This is a genomic window from Shewanella sp. CAL98-MNA-CIBAN-0140 (assembly GCF_040309905.1).
Lineage (GTDB): Bacteria > Pseudomonadota > Gammaproteobacteria > Enterobacterales > Shewanellaceae > Shewanella > Shewanella psychromarinicola.
On record NZ_JBEOPI010000002.1, the window covers coordinates 121,125 to 139,125 of the forward strand.

Annotated in this window: 11 protein-coding genes; 5 read left to right on the top strand and 6 right to left on the bottom strand. The window is 41.9% G+C overall.

Translation table 11 applies throughout. The annotated features are described in order from the left end of the window. Positions 1-12: 12 nt before the first annotated feature. Positions 13-2,007, bottom strand: a complete 1,995-nt coding sequence (locus tag AAEY93_RS01720) for an MtrB/PioB family decaheme-associated outer membrane protein (RefSeq protein ID WP_124012655.1) — start codon at positions 2,005-2,007, stop codon at positions 13-15. Between the two features lie 14 nt (positions 2,008-2,021). Further along, on the bottom strand, positions 2,022-2,915 hold the full coding sequence (locus tag AAEY93_RS01725) for a DmsE family decaheme c-type cytochrome (RefSeq protein WP_269801262.1): 894 nt from the start codon (positions 2,913-2,915) through the stop codon (positions 2,022-2,024). A 518-nt stretch (positions 2,916-3,433) separates the two neighbouring features. Here AAEY93_RS01725 and AAEY93_RS01730 point away from each other — a divergent pair. Next, entirely contained in the window at positions 3,434-4,228 is a 795-nt protein-coding gene (locus AAEY93_RS01730) for a Crp/Fnr family transcriptional regulator (RefSeq protein ID WP_351074626.1), read from the top strand. Positions 4,229-4,287: 59 nt separating this feature from the next. Continuing rightward, positions 4,288-4,710: a VOC family protein gene (locus AAEY93_RS01735; RefSeq protein WP_124012657.1), complete on the top strand. Its 423-nt coding sequence runs from the start codon at positions 4,288-4,290 to the stop codon at positions 4,708-4,710. Positions 4,711-4,894: 184 nt separating this feature from the next. Here AAEY93_RS01735 and AAEY93_RS01740 read toward each other — a convergent pair whose 3' ends face one another. Together AAEY93_RS01740 and AAEY93_RS01745 are read right to left on the bottom strand one after the other, a co-directional pair. Beyond that, entirely contained in the window at positions 4,895-6,274 is a 1,380-nt protein-coding gene (locus tag AAEY93_RS01740) for a sigma-54-dependent transcriptional regulator (RefSeq protein ID WP_351074628.1), read from the bottom strand. Positions 6,275-6,277: 3 nt separating this feature from the next. Then, entirely contained in the window at positions 6,278-8,245 is a 1,968-nt protein-coding gene (locus AAEY93_RS01745) for an ATP-binding protein (protein ID WP_351074630.1), read from the bottom strand. A gap of 397 nt (positions 8,246-8,642) precedes the next feature. Between AAEY93_RS01745 and AAEY93_RS01750 the strand changes: the two genes are divergently transcribed. Further along, complete coding sequence (locus tag AAEY93_RS01750) at positions 8,643-10,433, top strand: flavocytochrome c (RefSeq protein WP_124012660.1); 1,791 nt, start codon at positions 8,643-8,645, stop codon at positions 10,431-10,433. Between the two features lie 1,599 nt (positions 10,434-12,032). After that, the gene (locus AAEY93_RS01755) at positions 12,033-13,277 is read left to right on the top strand and encodes an MFS transporter (protein WP_101033862.1); all 1,245 of its coding nucleotides are present in this window, start codon (positions 12,033-12,035) and stop codon (positions 13,275-13,277) included. A 482-nt stretch (positions 13,278-13,759) separates the two neighbouring features. On the opposite strand, the gene AAEY93_RS01760 is transcribed toward AAEY93_RS01755, so the two are convergent. After that, complete coding sequence (locus tag AAEY93_RS01760) at positions 13,760-14,518, bottom strand: DUF1499 domain-containing protein (RefSeq protein ID WP_351074633.1); 759 nt, start codon at positions 14,516-14,518, stop codon at positions 13,760-13,762. Between the two features lie 140 nt (positions 14,519-14,658). Further along, entirely contained in the window at positions 14,659-16,239 is a 1,581-nt protein-coding gene (gene norR / locus AAEY93_RS01765; RefSeq protein ID WP_101033860.1) for a nitric oxide reductase transcriptional regulator NorR, read from the bottom strand. A gap of 186 nt (positions 16,240-16,425) precedes the next feature. Between norR and hmpA the strand changes: the two genes are divergently transcribed. Continuing rightward, entirely contained in the window at positions 16,426-17,607 is a 1,182-nt protein-coding gene (gene hmpA / locus AAEY93_RS01770) for an NO-inducible flavohemoprotein (RefSeq protein WP_335689378.1), read from the top strand. Positions 17,608-18,001 lie beyond the last annotated feature (394 nt).

The window sequence follows — 18,001 nt, forward strand, 5'->3', positions numbered from 1 at the left end:
TTTACGATACGTTTAATGCAATTTGTAGCTAAATGACAACATCACTTGGTGTGCGTTATAGTCATGGTTTATATCTTGAAGTGTTATTAGTCCGGGTATACTGGCGATCTCAACAGATGCAGCATCGGTGTCGTAATAACGCTCGTATCGATAACTTAGTTTAAGTGCCATTTGTGGATTTAATGCATAATCAGCATATACACTGGCACTGTGGTTATAACTGTAATAATCACCATATGGGAGACTATTATCTACATTCACATTGGTATTACTCGTTGAATTAGCAAATAGATAATCCATACCTATTGTTAATTTATCTTGCATTAACCCTCTATAATTAAATCCAGCACCAACGTTAATAAATTCATCTTCTACATCTGTATACCAATATGAATTACTGACTTGACTGCCTGCTTGAGACGAATTAATCCATTGCTGACCGATAAAACCATAAGTATCAACATTTTTACTAATCTGAATACTTATATTGGCGTCATAGCCATAATCTTCTGAATCTAATAATCCAACTTCGGTATGTTTATATTCATCTTTGGCATATCGAGATGTCACATCAACACTCATCCAATCATTAGGTGTATGGGATAATTTTAATTCATAAGCATTACGAGTTCGGTCAGCTAAATAATATTTTCTGAGTAATGCATTTTCTTCGGATGCGGTTAAAATATCTGATTCAAATTTTGAACCATCTCTATTAGCATACTCAGATTTTAAATTGATATTGAACATTTCAAACTTACGTATGTTTAATTTCACCCATAATGTGTCATCTTGAGTTTGTTCACGTTCACTATAATTACGAGTAATTTCTTTACTGTCATAACCTGCCTGTAAACGATAACCGCTGGCGATTCTGTAACTCGCATTCACACCATAATTGTTACGTTCATAATCTAAAGGCGTATTTTGTCTAAACGCACCGGTTAAACTATTGAAGTTGTATTGGGCAAATTCTGCAGTCGAACTCTTATTATCACGCTTGTTATAATCGATTTTCCCACCCAAGCGAAGTCGATTACTTAGCATGGATGTCACCGCAAACCGGCCATCGATAGTATCGACTTGACCGTCCCAGCTTTGCAGTGGATTACCACTCATTTGAATTAAATTTTCATCTTGGATCATTCGTCCAGTCGCAACACGTCCGCTCATCACGGTCTGATCAATGCGATAATTGCCAGAAAGTGATATTTGATGAGCTTGACTATCTGGAGCTGCAGCATAGACATCATTTAAATAAGGTAGGCTTAAGTCACTTATTTTATTATTGTAAATGCTCCCAGAATAACTCAGATCAGTGGTCCAGTTATCGCCATTAAGACCTATCCCCGCATCCCATTGCGAAGTAGTCGCGTTAACGGGTAAGCCGATATTGATAGGGCTAGGCGTCACGATACTGCTTGAACGGTGGCCGGTTTTATCTTCTTGATTGTAACTGACAAAACTATTGTATTCGTCATTTTTATAGACAACCCCTACCCCCAGCTTCTCTCTTTCTAGTGCTAAGTTAAACGTATTCACATCAGCACTTGGGGTTAGCATGCCGTCGTTATGCCAAAGCTGACTATTCACATCGCCTGCTTTAATGGTTTTTATTGAAGCGTAATCTAAGACCAACTCATATAAACCTGAATCGCCGATTTGTAAACTGGCAAAGCTATTATCGAAACCCAACTGATGTGCGATTAATTGAGCTTGATATCCAGATTTATTTTGAAACAGAATATCACTGCTCACTGAACCAATAGCGCCATCCTCTGAAGTACCGAGTGCGTTACCTGCATGTATATCATCAATGTCGTTATAGCCAAGAGCAACATCTAGCTTGCCGCTATAAGCTGAATTTTCAACACAACGGTTACATTCATAGTTGCTACTATTTACATTATTGGTGTTGGCATTGTTCACACCAAAATTCGCTGCGAAACTGGGCCCAGATATCGCCACTAATATCGATACAGTAATAAGATTGATTTTGAATGACATAATCTTGCTCTCCATTAGCGTTGCAGCAAGCTGCCTGAGGGATGATTTGAACCATGAATTTGACTATGGCAATTCAGGCAACTTTTACCGCCACCAAAAGCATCAATACCTGACTCAGCGACGACTCGACTAGCATGTCCATCATTAGCATGACATTGCTGACATAATTGCGGTGCACGATGCTTGACTAAGGATTCATTAACACTGCCGTGAGGGTTATGACAGGTAACGCAATTTTCAGTTACTGGCGCATGTTCCCATAAGAAAGGACCGCGTTTTTCAGCATGACAGCTATAACAAGTATCATTTACTGTGGGTTTAACTAACGCATTCTCACTCATTGAGCCATGAGGTGAATGGCAATCAACACATGTCATGCTGTTCCACTTCAAGGGATGTGAAGAGCGCTTATTCATATCGCCTTTTTGGCTGGTATGACAGCTGACACAGGTGTCATTGATAGTCAGTTTATCCATAACAGGATCTTTTGCCGCATGGATCTTATGGCAATCTACACAGGCAACTTCTTCAAGATTATGAGTACTATTATGCCAACTCATCTGCTGTGCATCGTTATGGCAACCTTCACATACGCTGTTTTGAGAACTTGCCGGCAGCTTACTTTGAGGACCAAAAGCAATCATGGGCTCCTTACCACCTCGGTTATGCTGGCCTTGAGGGCCATGACATGCTTCGCATTGCAAACCTGCCATTGGGGAATCCTCGGAAATAACTTTTCCATGGGTGCCCTTAAATAAGTCCATCACCTGTTCATTTTTTTTATGACACATAAGGCAGGAATCTGCCCCTTTAGAAGAATATTTCCCCTCATCAAACTTTTGTTGTAGCTGTATTTCTAATTGTTCTGTGGTTAAATCGTCCCAAGGTAACGCATGAGAACTTTGCATTACGAATAATCCGCAACCTATGAGTATGGCTAGTTGATAGATAGATCTCATTTTTAAATACCTCCCAAAATCTGAAATTTTTACTTTCATTTTATTACCTGTAAAATAATTACTTCTTTAAAATAAGTTTTTATATTTATTTTAGAAAATAAAATCATAAACTTATTTTATTGCATCACTATCGAAGCCAAACAATGTTAACCAGTCGGGGGCTCTACTTAATATTTTGTTAGCACCTTCAAATTCCTTGAGCTAATTTAACCAAATCATCCACCCAAAAACCTTTATACAGGTATAGATAATGGTAAATAACATGTGATTAACTTAACAAAAAATAAAACTAATGGTATTTGTTAATTATTAGCTGTGCTAATCACAACTTAGAAAAACATGTGACTAGCACCACACAATATCAATATGTATAGAATTTAAACTTGTTCTATGCGGTTTGGGTTTATACTGGTACATATGCGATTGGTAATTTATGTAATGATAATTAAACATTAAGGTGTATTTATATGGCTCGCGTTATGTCCTTAAGCCCTGAAATGAAAGGTAAATCTACTATATTCTTTCCTGATATAGTTAAACCCGACATAATGCGTTTCATTAAAGAAAAGGGTGAACTAATAACCTTAAGCAAAGGTGATTTAATCCCAAAAAGCATCCTACTTAACAATTTTATCTATTTAAATACAGGCTTGATATTTTATATAAAACGAACAAACAACTATACCAAACCTAAATTTGTAAATGTCATTATCCCACATAGATTGACTGATTATCATTTACTATTAGAGAATAATTGTACTTGCTGTAAAAGCATTAAGGTCGCAAGAGACAGTCAGATAACGATTGTTGAAAAATCGTTGATAAAAAACCTAATAAAAGAAGATATTGAGCTTTTTACTCGTTTTATGTTTGATGCAAACTATTTTACTGAAAGACAAACTGCACTGGCTATTTTCTTATTAACCTCTTCACCAGAAGATAAACTCATTAAGTTTCTTTTTGATATTCTCGTTGCTTTTAAAACAGAATTTATATCAATGTGGCTTACCATTGATATAAAACTAACCCGAGAAGAGATTGCAGATATATTACATATTAGCATCATAAAGTTGGACTTAATGTTAGGAAGCTTAAAGAAGCAAGGCATGTTAAAAAAAGAAAAAGGACTATTTAGTATTAATACAGCATTATTTAGTGAACTTTCGCCATGCCCTTTAGGAAGAGAAGACGCGCAAGGATGTAAGTCTAATAACATGCTAAAGTTCAAAATGAAAAACATGATTGAAATCAATAATGTCTAGTGAAACTTTTACACGAGAACATCTATTAGAAATACGATAATAAATTCAATGGAATAACAATGAAACAATCAATAGTTCACATTGCTTTAGTCGTGAGAGATTATGATGAAGCTATCGATTTTTATGTCAATAAATTGAAATTTGAGTTAATCGAAGATACCTATCAAGCAGAACAGGACAAACGTTGGGTAGTTGTTTCCCCTCCAGGTTCAAGCGGAGTGTCGTTACTGTTAGCACGGGCATCGAAGCCGGAGCAGAATGATGTTATCGGTAACCAAACTGGCGGACGTGTTTTTCTTTTTTTGAACACCGATGATTTTTGGCGAGACTATCACCGCATGGTAGCAGACGGGATAAAGTTCGTTAGGCCGCCACAAGAACAAGATTATGGCACGGTGGCAGTATTTGAAGATCTCTATGGCAATCTTTGGGACTTACTGCAGTTAAATGATGATCATCCAATATCAATCAAAACCTCGTAAAAAGCATTAATTGGTGTATTACATTGGCTATTGTTTAGCCAGCTTTTAAGGCCGCACAATGGCATTAACAAGCTTTTGTGTAGCACTAATACTAATGTTGAAATATGTATCGTTAACATATTACAAGACCTGCACTCAATCACCACTATTTATACATGTTAACTAAACTGCTGCACATTCAGCGCTAATGTCCTTTGAGTCGTCGACTCAATGCACTTTGACTGATCCCAAGCACCTGCGCAGCGGCAGTTTGATTGTTGGCTGTGCGGCTCATCGCTTCATCCATTAAGGCTTGATTCATCTGCGCGAGTGTTGGCAACACCTTAGGGAAGATGATGAGATCTTGAGGGCCTTCAGTCAATAATTTGTGTTCATTAATCGCTTCCATAAAAGCAGAAGTGTTAAGCGCGATACCATCACTTCTACTTACCGCATCGAATACCATCCCTTTTAGCTCATGTAGATTACCGGGAAAGTCATAACCGGCTAAGCTAGGCGCCAAGTCTGCGGGTTGGATCGGTGCGGGTAAATTCATTTCTGCTGCCGCTAGGGCGATGAAATGATTGATCAACATAGCGATATCGAGTTGCCGGGCCGCTAATGGCGGTAATTTAATTTTATGGGCGCGTAAACGGTAGAGTAGATCGCTCCTAAACTCACCCGCTTGGTGAAGTTTACGTAAATCATCTTGAGTTGAGACCACAAACTTACATTTTACTGGGTAGGCTGTGTCGCTTCCTAAGGGGTAATATTGTTTGGTCTCTAAAAACTCTAATAGTCTAACTTGTGCGTTTAGCGGCAGGGCTCCTATCTCGTTAAGATAGATCACCCCGCTACCGACTTGATGCAGTAAGCCTACAACCGCGTCTAATTCACCATTACTGTGATGATACAGTTGACCACACATTTTCTGCTCGAAGAACTCGCTACTAATGCCCGCGAGGTTGAGACTGATGAACGGTTCGTTAGGGCTATAAAGTGTATGGCAAGATTTGGCAAATTCGCTTTTACCTGTGCCGCTAGCGCCATAAATTAATAAGGGCTCAGGACTGCATGAGACGGCTTCGAGATAGCGGAACTGATCCAGTAGCTGTGGCTCGCAAGTTAAAATATTATTGAACGCTTGCGGGGTGTCTAAAGTACGACTTAAAAATTTCTCTTTGATATAGAGGTAGTTTCTTTCCAGCCCGACGACTTCCAGTGCTCGGCGCACTGTATGCCCGAGGTCATCGACATTGTCGGTTTTAATAAAGTAGTCATAGGCGCCTTTTTTAATGCAACGTACTGCGGTGTCGACTTCGTTAACACCCGTCACAATAATGACTCGGGTGTTGGGGAAATCACTACGGATCATCGCTAATAACTCTTCGCCAGAGTGAAATGGCATGGTGAGATCGAGTAACACTAGCGCATAGTCGCCAACTTGTAATCTATTCTTCACTTGGCGACTATCAACGCAGCTGTCAATATCAGCTTCAGGAACCAGACGATTAAGGGTGACCGCTAACGTTCTTAACCAAGCGGCTTCATCGTCGACTAAAAGAATATTTCTGGCTAGTTTCATTTTCTAATCCTGTGATTCCAATGCAAAGGTTAGGCGAATTCGGGTGCCTTTACCTACACTCGACAGCATCTGCATTTCGCCTTGATGCTCTTTTATAATTTTGCTGCAGACCGATAATCCTAGCCCACTGCCCCCTTCGTTTCGCCTGGTGGTGAAAAAGGGCTCTGTTATACGCGTTAATGTGGCGCTATCCATCCCGCAGCCATTGTCGGTGATACTCAAAATAGCCTTATCACCTTCAACATGGGTCTCTATCACTATTGATCCCGATTGCTCAGAACAGGCATGACAAGCATTTTGAATGAGGTTAATTAATACTTGATGTAACTGCTGAGCATCACCCTCAATTTTGGGGCTTGGTTCACACAGCGTGGGAGTGATCTGATGGAATTTAGTTTGACTCGCGGTTAGGCGAAGTGCCACTTGCACCACATCATTTAGGCAAACTTGGGTATATTCATTGGCAATATGAGGCATGGCATAACGTTTAAGATCATTAACGATACGGCTGATACGTTTGGCGCCCTCTTCAATAGAGCCACAACTATACTGTAATTCTTCTATAGCAATGTCTGGGTTTAGCCCTGCAATAAGCCAGAAGGGGTTTTGTTTCTGATAATGCCTAGCTGCTGGTGTTAAGTCTTTCATTGCAGAAGTAAATAGTGCTACTGCATGTACGATAAGACCCGTTGGATTATTGATTTCGTGAGCAATACCGGCAGACAGTTCTCCTAGTGAGGCTAGGCGGCTGGCTTCTTCATTGGCTTGTCGCAGGTGATGCTGCTCGGTTGATTCTTCAAGCAGGATCACCACCTGATCTGCGGCAATAGGATGAATTTGTAATTGCCAACACTGCTGCTGATACCGCATATCGGCAGTAAACGACTTTTGGGTCGATAACACGTCTAATACTGCGCCTTTAAGCTTAAAAACATCGTTGTCGACATAGTAAAACTCATCTGAATCTAACAGGTGAATATTGTTATCGTTACTCCATAAATGCTGGAGGTCCTGGTTTACTATGGTCACGCCATTGGGGATCCCATCGAGAACAGACTGAAACTGTTTCGACAGTTCAAATATCTCAGCTTCAATGCGCCGGCGTTGAATTAATTCGGCATCGAGCGCCTTAGTGTGGCGGCGCAAACTGGCACTAATAAACCCGGTGTATACCATGCCTACTGCACAGACAAGCGCGACCAACATCGCGACTGAAAGCATTCGCTGTTCATTAGAGGTTAAATCCACTTTCTCTCGCCCAATACCAAACCATTTATTGACTAGTTTGTCGTATTCACCTGATAGTTTTAGTTGCCTAAGCGCCTCGTTGATTTTGTACATTAATAATGTTTTCTTAACATTACCAACAAAATTAAAGTCACCGTAGATCAGTGCATCACTTGAACTGCGAACCGATGGATACAAAGGGAGTAAACGCCGCGCAACAAAGCTTTCAGCAATAACCACGTCGGCTTGGTTGCTAATCAGTTGTTGAAAGCCTGTCTCATAGAGATCGACATCCACGCGTTCGAAATTTTGCGGATAGCCTGACAGGTATACATCGACAAAAGCCCCTATTTTGATGGCAACACGCTTACCAACGAGATCAGCCCAATTGTTTATTAACGCCTTGCCCTGCAAGGTATAGGCTCTAGCATGGGTGGCATAGATAGGATCGGATTGGCTTAACTTGCGGTCCAAATTGACTGGGCTAACCACAGCAATCACATCGATATCACTGTTAGGATTATGAACATCTTTTACTAATTGCTGAAAACTTTTACGCCGAACGATGATGCGCTTATTAGTGAGCTGACCGATTCGATTCATCAACTCGACATTAAAGCCTTGATCGACACCATTTTTACGCCATTCTAATGGCGCCGTTTTTGAGTGTACCCCAAAGACAATGCTTTCTTGAGCGAGCACAGGTAAGGAGAGGATGATAAGTAATAGCAATAAAAATCTCATGTTGCGATGATACACACCACCCGCAGCTTAAACTGTGCAGCATTACGCGAATTAGCAGATCGTTAAGTAGCTTTTTCGATGATATTTAGAGACTGTGATCTATCTCTACATAGGCTATGCAAAATCGCATATACCCCTTTATAACTATGCATCTTTGCATAGTTAATTTTTTTGCTTGTGATTGAGGAAACATTTCTGACCCCCCTGTTGATTATCTTATTGCTGGCCTTAGTGTCATAGGTGAAGATTAAATCGAGTAAAAGTAATCGCCGATAAAATCGAGATGAGTTTTGCCGATACTTTTGAAAGTGAACACCACTTCAACCTTAATAAAATAATGAGAGTACTTCTATAGTTAATCGACTAAGCGTCATTAAATGTAGAGGGGGGAGCAAAAATGAAAAAGATGAAACTTGCAGTCTGTCTAGCCACATTAATGGGCACAGCAGGTCTAATGGGCAATGCAGTTGCGGCTGATGACTTAGCCGAATTCCACGCTCAAAACCAAGAATGTGACAGCTGCCATACACCAGATGGTGAACTATCAAATGACAGCTTAACTTATGAAAATGCCCAATGTGTTTCTTGTCATGGAACACTAGCAGAAGTGGCTGAAACCACTAAGCATGAACATTACAATGCTCATGACTCGCATTTTCCTGGCGATGTATCATGTACCACATGTCACAGCGCTCACGAAAAATCTATGGTGTACTGCGACTCGTGCCACAGCTTCGATTTCAACATGCCATATGCTAAAAAATGGCAACGTGACGAACCGACTATTGCAGAATTGGCCAAAGATAAATCAGAACGTCAAGCAGCCCTTGCTAGCGCACCTCAAGATACCGTTGACGTCATTGTTGTCGGTTCTGGCGGCGCAGGCTTCTCTGCGGCAATCTCTGCATATGATAATGACGCTAAAGTCATTATTATTGAGAAAGAGCCGGTTATCGGTGGTAACGCTAAATTGGCCGCAGGTGGCATGAACGCTGCTTGGACTGATCAACAAAAAGCGAAAGACATTACTGATAGCCCTGAATTAATGTACAAAGACACCATGAAAGGTGGCCGTAACCTAAACGATCCTGCATTGGTTAAAATCTTAACCTCGCACTCTAAAGACTCTGTTAATTGGATGACCGCAATGGGCGCCGATTTAAATGATGTCGGTCGTATGGGCGGCGCATCTGCTAACCGTGCACACCGTCCAACTGGTGGTGCTGGTGTTGGTGCTCATATTGTTCAAGTGCTTTATGATAATGCCGTGAAACGCAATATCGACATACGCATGAACACTCGTGGTATCGAAATCCTTAAAGATGACAGTGGTAATGTCAAAGGTATCCTCGTTAAGGGTATGTACAAAGGCTACTACTGGGTGAAAGCGGATGCTGTAGTATTAGCAACCGGTGGTTTCGCTAAAAATAACGAACGTGTCGCTAAGCTTGATCCTAAGCTAAAAGGCTTTATCTCTACTAACCAACCTGGTGCGGTAGGTGATGGTCTTGATGTTGCCGAAAATGCGGGCGCAGCATTGAAAGACATGCAGTATATCCAAGCTCACCCAACCCTATCTGTTAAAGGTGGCGTAATGGTCACTGAAGCGGTTCGTGGTAATGGTGCTATTTTGGTTAACCGTGAAGGTAAGCGTTTCGTAAACGAAATCACTACACGTGATAAAGCGTCTGCGGCTATCTTGGGGCAAACCGGCAAATCAGCGTTTTTAATCTTCGAAGATTCTGTTCGTAAATCACTGTCTAAAATTGATAAGTATATTGGTTTAGGTGTTGCACCTTCTGCGGATACTTTAGTTAAGTTAGGCAAGATGGAAGGCATTGACGGTAAAGCGTTGACTGAAACCGTTGCGCGTTACAACAGCTTAGTCGCTAGCGGTAAAGACACTGATTTTGAGCGTCCAAACTTACCTCGTGCACTAAACGAAGGTAACTACTACGCGATCGAAGTAACACCTGGTGTTCACCACACCATGGGTGGTGTGATGATCGATACTAAAGCAGAAGTCATGGATGCTAAGAAGCAAGTTATTCCTGGCCTATATGGCGCTGGTGAAGTAACCGGTGGTGTTCATGGTGCAAACCGCTTAGGTGGTAACGCCATTTCAGACATCGTCACCTTTGGTCGTTTAGCGGGTGAAGAAGCAGCGAAATATTCTAAGAAGAACTAATCGATTTAGAATTAACTGACTCGCTAGTATCAGTAAGCCACAGTTCATTGCTGTGGCTTTTTTTATAGGCGAATTTCTATACACAAATTTTCACATAAATGCACTTATCTCCAGCGTACTCTCAGTGAGTTGATTGATTTAAGATGCGTATTTAACGATTGATGTCAGTTCCCCGCAAATCATTACTCATCCCGCTCATTAACCGAAGCGCGGTATAGGTCTATTATTTCATGGTGAGGAATGTGTATGTTTGTTATGTAGAGGGAAATGTATGAGTAATCAATCCTGTAAGTAGATTAAACATAAAGCTCACCGAACTTGAATGCCTCAAGGATTCTATTTGGGATATTTTTAACCGATGGAATACTGATGATATCGAATTGACTAAAATGAGCAAAACAACAACTAACACGTTCATGCCCGTGCGACGTGAAGTCGTATGAAGCGTTGTTCACCACGATAAGAGTGAACCATCTGTATCACCAGATGACCCTATGGCTCTGAATAAAGTAGCGAGCCAGACAATGTAACGAAGTCCATTGGACGGGAACAGAATCGTGAGAGGACGTTCTTCCTGATAACCACAATCGGGTGAGTGCTAGGGAGTCAGTATGATGAACATATGTGAATCCACGAAGTGCGACGTGAAGTCGTATTGATCGCTGTCCTCCGACCCAAAGAGAGGACCATCTGTATCACCAGATGACCCTATGGCTCTGAATAAAGAAGCGAGCCTGACAATGTAACGAAGTCTATTTTAAATAGACGGGAAAATAATCGTGAGAGGACGTTCCTCCTGATAACCACAAATTGGGTGAGTGCTAGGGAGTCAGTAAGATGAATGAAAGTGAATCCATATAATATGCGTAATTTCACAAGCAGCGGAAGTGGTTTACACGCTGTGGCCAAAAGGCAACGAGAGTAGGAAAGAAGTTTGCGTGTATTCTTTCGTGATCAACACGCTCTCCGCATTATAGTGGGCATCTAAACTGACATTACGCTTCATACGGAACACGGTAAGCCTGTATCGCTCCTAATGGGAAAGCTCTCTGCAAAGAGAGCCGATAGTGATGCAGGTAAAGGAGGCTGGAGAAAGCTAATGCTGCATTGTAATGATGCAGATACAGACTTATGTCTGGCACGAAAGTGGGCCCACTTCCAGCTGGTCTCCCGTTGCAAGAAAATTAAAAGAACTTTGTTAATGGAGAAACGCAAATGATGACTTCGATTGAAGTTAGTGCCTCTCCTTGCTTTGCTCAACGATAATCCAAAGATTGGAAAGTCATGGAGCAGAAAGTATCAAAGCTTCGAGTGAGTATTGCAAAGGTAACCCCTGTGGTTACCGGGTAACATAGTACGCCTTAGTGGAGGCTTGAGCCGTATGCAGTGAAAGTTGCACGTACGGTTCTTAGGAGAGCGGCACTTGGTAACAGGTGCCGCTTATCCGACCAAAGTGAGTGACGCGCTATTGCTAGTGACATCATTATATCTAATGATAAACACCGAATCAGTGACTGATTGATTTATAGCATATTGGCCAAAATAACTTGACCATTACAGACTGTTTAATTTGAATATTGACTAAGGGAAACAGAGGCAATGAACAGAGGGGGTAAAATACCTGTCCGAGGCTGGTCTATCTTATGGATAGCATGGTTAGCCTTTATGGTCGCTAATTTAACAAACTTTGCCTTTGGTGTGATCTTACCTGATATGAGATCTGATATTGGCTTTGATCTGCAGACCGCGGGGTATCTGAGTGCAATAGCCTGGATTGGTAAGGGACTTTTAACCATTCCAATTACTTGCCTGATCAGTAAAGGAAAACCGAAGATAGTTTTGCTTAGCATTTTTGTTCTTCTCGGCATTGGTATGTTTCTGCAAGGTTTTGCAACAAACACATTTATGCTGTTTGTTGGTCGACTGCTTGTGATGGGGGTAACGGCAGGAATTGTTTCTGTGTTGGTTGTGTTTAAGATCCAGTGGATCCCAACAGAAAAAATGGGTGCAGTGAACGGCATAGAAATGTTTACCGGTCCTGCAGGACAGCTTCTGGGAACTGCCGCATTTCCGATGTTTTTGGCTATGATGGCAGGCTGGCGTGAAGTCATGGTAGCTATGGGGGTCTTTGCTTTTTTGCTTGCGTTCGTTTGGATGTTTGTGGCGAAAGAGTGCAATCAACCTTGGCAATCAACCCATTATGAAAAAGTGCCTATACTCCAGCCTCTGAAAGAGGCATTGGCTTATAAAAATACCTGGCTTCTGGCTTTGGCCTGGCCTGCAACGTCGTTAACGTGGATTGCAATATACACATTCTGGGCCACCTACGCGGTTGAAAATATTGGATTATCAACCGCGGAAGCGGGCATGATCCTTGGTTTTATACCTATTGGCTCTGCTATTGCTTGCTTAGTTTCACCTGTAATTGCGCAAACATGGGGCTATGACAAGCCACTTATTGTTGCTTCCGGCGTAGTATTGCCTTTCTCGTACTATGGCTTGATGTTGTCCGACAATATTACAGTACTGTCCTTAGTCTCTTTTGTCACTGGGTATGCCGCATACAACTTTGTTCCTCTAGCGTTAACGACACTTTATAAGACAGGCATGTCTCCTCGCGCGGTATCAATGGGGACTGGGTTTATCTTTTCATTGAGTGGTTTAGGAGGTGCTGTTGGCGGCGCTCTGACAGGCTGGCTGGGCTCTCTCTATGGTCTCAAGACCGCCTTGTCGTTGACATGTTTCGCTCCAATTCTATTTGCTCTCTTTGCTTTATTCTTAACTGAAACAGGCTGGAAAGCAGGCGAAAAAAATAAATTACTGGAACAAAATCTCTGCCAATAAAAAATAAAAACCAACCATTTAGACATTAAAAGATATGGCGTTCTAATGCCCATTAATCCAAATTAAATGTTAACCATGATATCTATGGTTAACTCAATTTGACCACGATTTTAGGCAATAAGCGAAGCAGAATGCTTGCGTCGAGGACTTACTGCAATGCAAATCCTAAGTTACATTTCTGGTTAGCTTCTTTGTTTCGAGAGTGAACGTCGATCCATCCCTTTTTCAGTAAATACCATCCAGCAGGCTTAAGCTTTAGAGTTTTACCATACTTATCGTAGTGTGAATTATAGGATTTTGAGTATGAGATCTAATGCACTTTTGTCCATAAATGCCTTAGCATTAAAGTATATTCTATGCACAATACAATGTCAGAATGCGGACTCTATTTCATTTTATCTTTATGTTAAACCCCATTAATCAAACCTACAAAAAAGGAGCATTTTCATGCTCCCTTCCCGAGTAACAATCTACCGTTTAAATCATCTTGAGAATCGCTGACTAAATTCTTGAATGCGTTTCGCGTTGACGCCCGCATCGCCAATACCAATCCGTGACACGCTGCGTAAATCAATGCGACTGCCCTGTTCAAATGTAGATACAACAACCACAACATCGTCAGCAAAATTGAAAAAAGGCGTTGTGGCCGTACTTTCAAAGCGCAGTGCTTTTGGGTCTTGATGGACAATCGTCCAACCCATAGTTTTCGCGACAGTTAATGCTTTTTGATAAGCCGCTTCAACCGATAAGTCTGATGCTATAGGCCCAATAGTGGGGAAAGCTTTTAGTTGCTGCGCGGCAATCTCTTCTCCACCATAAACCAAACTATTTCTCGCTCCAATCCGGTTGTCAGTTAAAAACTCAAACTGCGGTGGTGATTGAGTATTGGTAGTAATATCGTGAATGGGTGGATATTTCACCGGTTCGATAACCAACGCCATAATGCGCGGCGACAATATAGCTAAACCCAGTAATAACGCTATTGTCGAGGTTAATATGCCTTTGCCCTTAGCGCGACTGTCTTGCTTAGCACTACTTTTAGCACTAAAGCTGGTGACTAATGCCAGCACCGAAAAAACCACTATCACATAACCCAACAGGTTATTGTAATTACGGCTGGCCATAAAGCCGACGATGGGTTCCCACAATCCCATTGACGATCCAAACACCATTAAAGCCGCTATCCCCACTGCGACCAATGCAACCACTAATGCGACCTTGCCTAAATTATCTTTTTGCATCACACCTATCCTTTAGAAGACTCTAGTTGAGCTAACTTAATCCAACTTATATTGACCTGAAATTATCGACATAAATTTCTGACAAAACATAAAAAATAATTTTGCCAAATAATCTGGCCGATTTTGTAGCTCTTTTACGATTAATACGCAGCGTTAGGATCAAGCCCTAAGCGCTGCATGGTACGAATTAAATTACTTCTATCCAGCTTTAAACACCTAGCAACGGCGGCTAAATTACCTCGTTCGGCCGCTAATACTGTCTGGATCACTTGCCGCTGGTACTCATCGGTTGAATCACGTAATCCTAGGGTTAACACCTGTGATAACTCGATAGTTGAATGATTGTCGCTGATGTTATCAACCTCGGCTATCGCTGATGCGGCAGAATGACTCGGGGAAAACTCGGAACCGAGATGAACACGACTGATACTAATAATGCTGGCATGACGACCTTGCTCGCTAGTGGCACGAAGCGCCGCACGGCTTAGTACGTGTTCTAACTCGCGCACATTGCCGGGCCAATGGTATTGGGTTAACTGATCAATCGCGGTTTGTTGCAGCCTGAGTTTAGTCACCCCAAGCTGATGTTGATTTTTCTCTAGAAAATAGCCCGCCAGTAAAATAACGTCTTTACCGCGATCACGCAATGGCGGTACAGGCAAAGGATACACACTCAAGCGATGGTATAAGTCAGCCCTAAAGCGGCCTTCTTTAACTTCTAACTGTAAATTACGATTGGTTGCCGCCACAATCCTGACATCAACAACAATGGTATCGTCACTGCCGACGCGCTGGATCTCACCATTTTGTAAAGTACGCAGTAATTTAGCTTGTACCGCTAGTGGCAACTCACCCACTTCATCTAAAAATAACGTACCACCATCTGCCAGTTCAAAACGGCCACGACGATCACTTACTGCCCCAGAATATGCGCCTTTTACATGGCCAAAGAGTTCACTTTCGACGATGTTTTCAGGCAATGCAGCACAGTTAATTTGCACTAGCGGTTGCTCACTTCGACGTGATTGCTGATGAATGCTTTTGGCAACCAGCTCTTTACCCACACCGGTTTCACCAGTAATTAATACCGATAGATCACTGCTGGCAACAGTATTTATCTCTGACAATAAATCCCGGACCGCGACACTGTTACCAATAATACTCGACGGTCCCGTGGTCGCTAGCATGTATTGCGCCACTTGATGGTTGCGCTCAACTTTAACTTCTAACGCTTCAATATGTTCACTGGTATTAATCGCAGCGGCCACTGCGGCAATATAAGCACGGGTTTCTGTTGGGTTAAGCGTATCAAAGCTACCCGCTTGCATCGCATCTAAGGTCAGCACGCCCCAAGGTTTACCATCGATGTAAATAGTGCTGCCCATGCAGTCATGGACATGCAATTGTTCACTGTCATCATCGACTAAACCGTCGTAGGGATCGGGCAGTGTCGACTCAGCATCAAAGCGAGTAATGTGTGGATTAGCTAAAATTTGCTGTAAGCGTGGATGATGACTAATGGCAAATTGCCGCGCGAGTGCCTCTTGTTTAAGGCCTACGACCGCAACAGGCACCAAATGATCGTGTTTAAGCTTCAACAAGGCCACCACATCACATGGTATCGCGCGTTGAATCGCCAAAATCAGGCGCAAGTAACGTTCAGATTTTACAAGATCACGATTTAAGTCTTCTACAATGTCTATAAAGGGAGCAATATTCATAATAAGTCAAATTAACCCAATTTAGGTTAATTTGACACATATATTGATCTAGGTCAAATTAACCCTTAACAAAATTACACCTTATAAATCAGGTGGATAAATATTGGCGTGTTCTGTGCAGTGTCTGGATAGACAAGGTAATTGATTGAAGCTTATCGCTATTTTACTCCCTAAAGGAAATCATTAATGTTAGACACTGCAACTGTTCAAATCATTAAAGCCACCGTTCCGGCTCTGCAAATTTACGCTAATGACATCACTAGCCATTTTTACCCATTACTGTTTGCCCAGTATCCAGAAGTATTGCCATTTTTCAATAAAACGAACCAAGGCAAAGGCACTCAGCCTAAAGCACTGGCAAATGCGGTTATTGCTTATGGCGCCAATATTGATGAATTGGGAAACCTAAGCGAAGCGGTCAGTAAAATCGTTCAAAAGCATGTTGCATTAGGCATTTTACCTGAACAATATGACGCTGTTGGCAGTTGTTTATTACAAGCCATTAAAGCCGTACTCGGTGATGCTGCGACAGATGAAGTGATGGACGCTTGGGCCAAAGCTTATGGCCAATTAGCCAACATTTTGATTGCCGCAGAAGAGTCAATTTATACTGCTAAAGAGCAACAGCCAGGTGGTTGGCGTGGCGAGCGAGAGTTTATTTTAGTCAAACGCGTGGATGAAAGCTCAGTAATCAGCTCATTTTACTTTCAACCACAAGATGACAACGGCATTCCAAGCTTTGAAGCGGGACAATTCCTGACGCTGGTATTTGATGATATCGGCGGAATACCGATGCGTCGTAACTACAGCTTGTCTGACGCGGCCGGTAAAGATCACTTAAGAATTAGTGTCAAACGTGAACCCAATGGTGTGGTATCAAATCACTTACATGACAAGATTCAGTTAGGCGATAAAGTAAAATTACGTGCACCCAGTGGCGATTTCACCTTACGTAAAAACACCAAACCGTTAATTTTATTGACTGGCGGTGTGGGCATTACTCCTGCGATCAGTATGCTCAATACTGAAGCCGGTTCAGGCCGTGATATTCGCTTTATTCATGCGGCCCTTAATAGTGATGTGCACGCCTTTAAACAACATGTTGACCAACTGGCCTCTGTCCATGAACATATCAAGCCGCTGTATGTTTACAGTCAACCAGAACCTCATTGCCAACCTCATGCGACTGGGTTTATTGATGCCTCAATGATTGCAGAGCAGCTACCCGCAGACCGCGATGTAGAATTCTATCTGCTTGGCCCTACTGGTTTTATGAAAGCAGCATTGGCCATCGCCACCAGCTTAGGTGTACCAGAAAGCCAAATTCATTATGAATTCTTCGGCCCAGCTGAAGCGTTAACCGCTTAAGAGCCCAACAAATATAACAGAGTATAAGAAAGTATAAGAAAGCCCTGACTATTCAGTCAGGGCTTTTTAGTAATCTTTAAGAGTGGGGCTAGATCGGTAGTTTACATAAAAAATACGTCATCCCAACCTGATTCAAATCTTGAGTGAAGTGCTGTGAATACCGTGGCACTGAAGCTGGGCTAAAGAACTCTGGATTGGACGTTACCTTTAGCGCAGTTTGGTTAACCATGTTGTTACTGCGATGAGTATCATGTCGACAGAATTAACGGCCAATACTTTTGATTGTTTGATTGTTTGATTGTTTGATTGTTTGACATATCGAGCTTGAAAATAGACTGAGTGCTATCAGTTTATTCTCCTCGACTTTATCTCATATCCCAAATCGTATTTATTA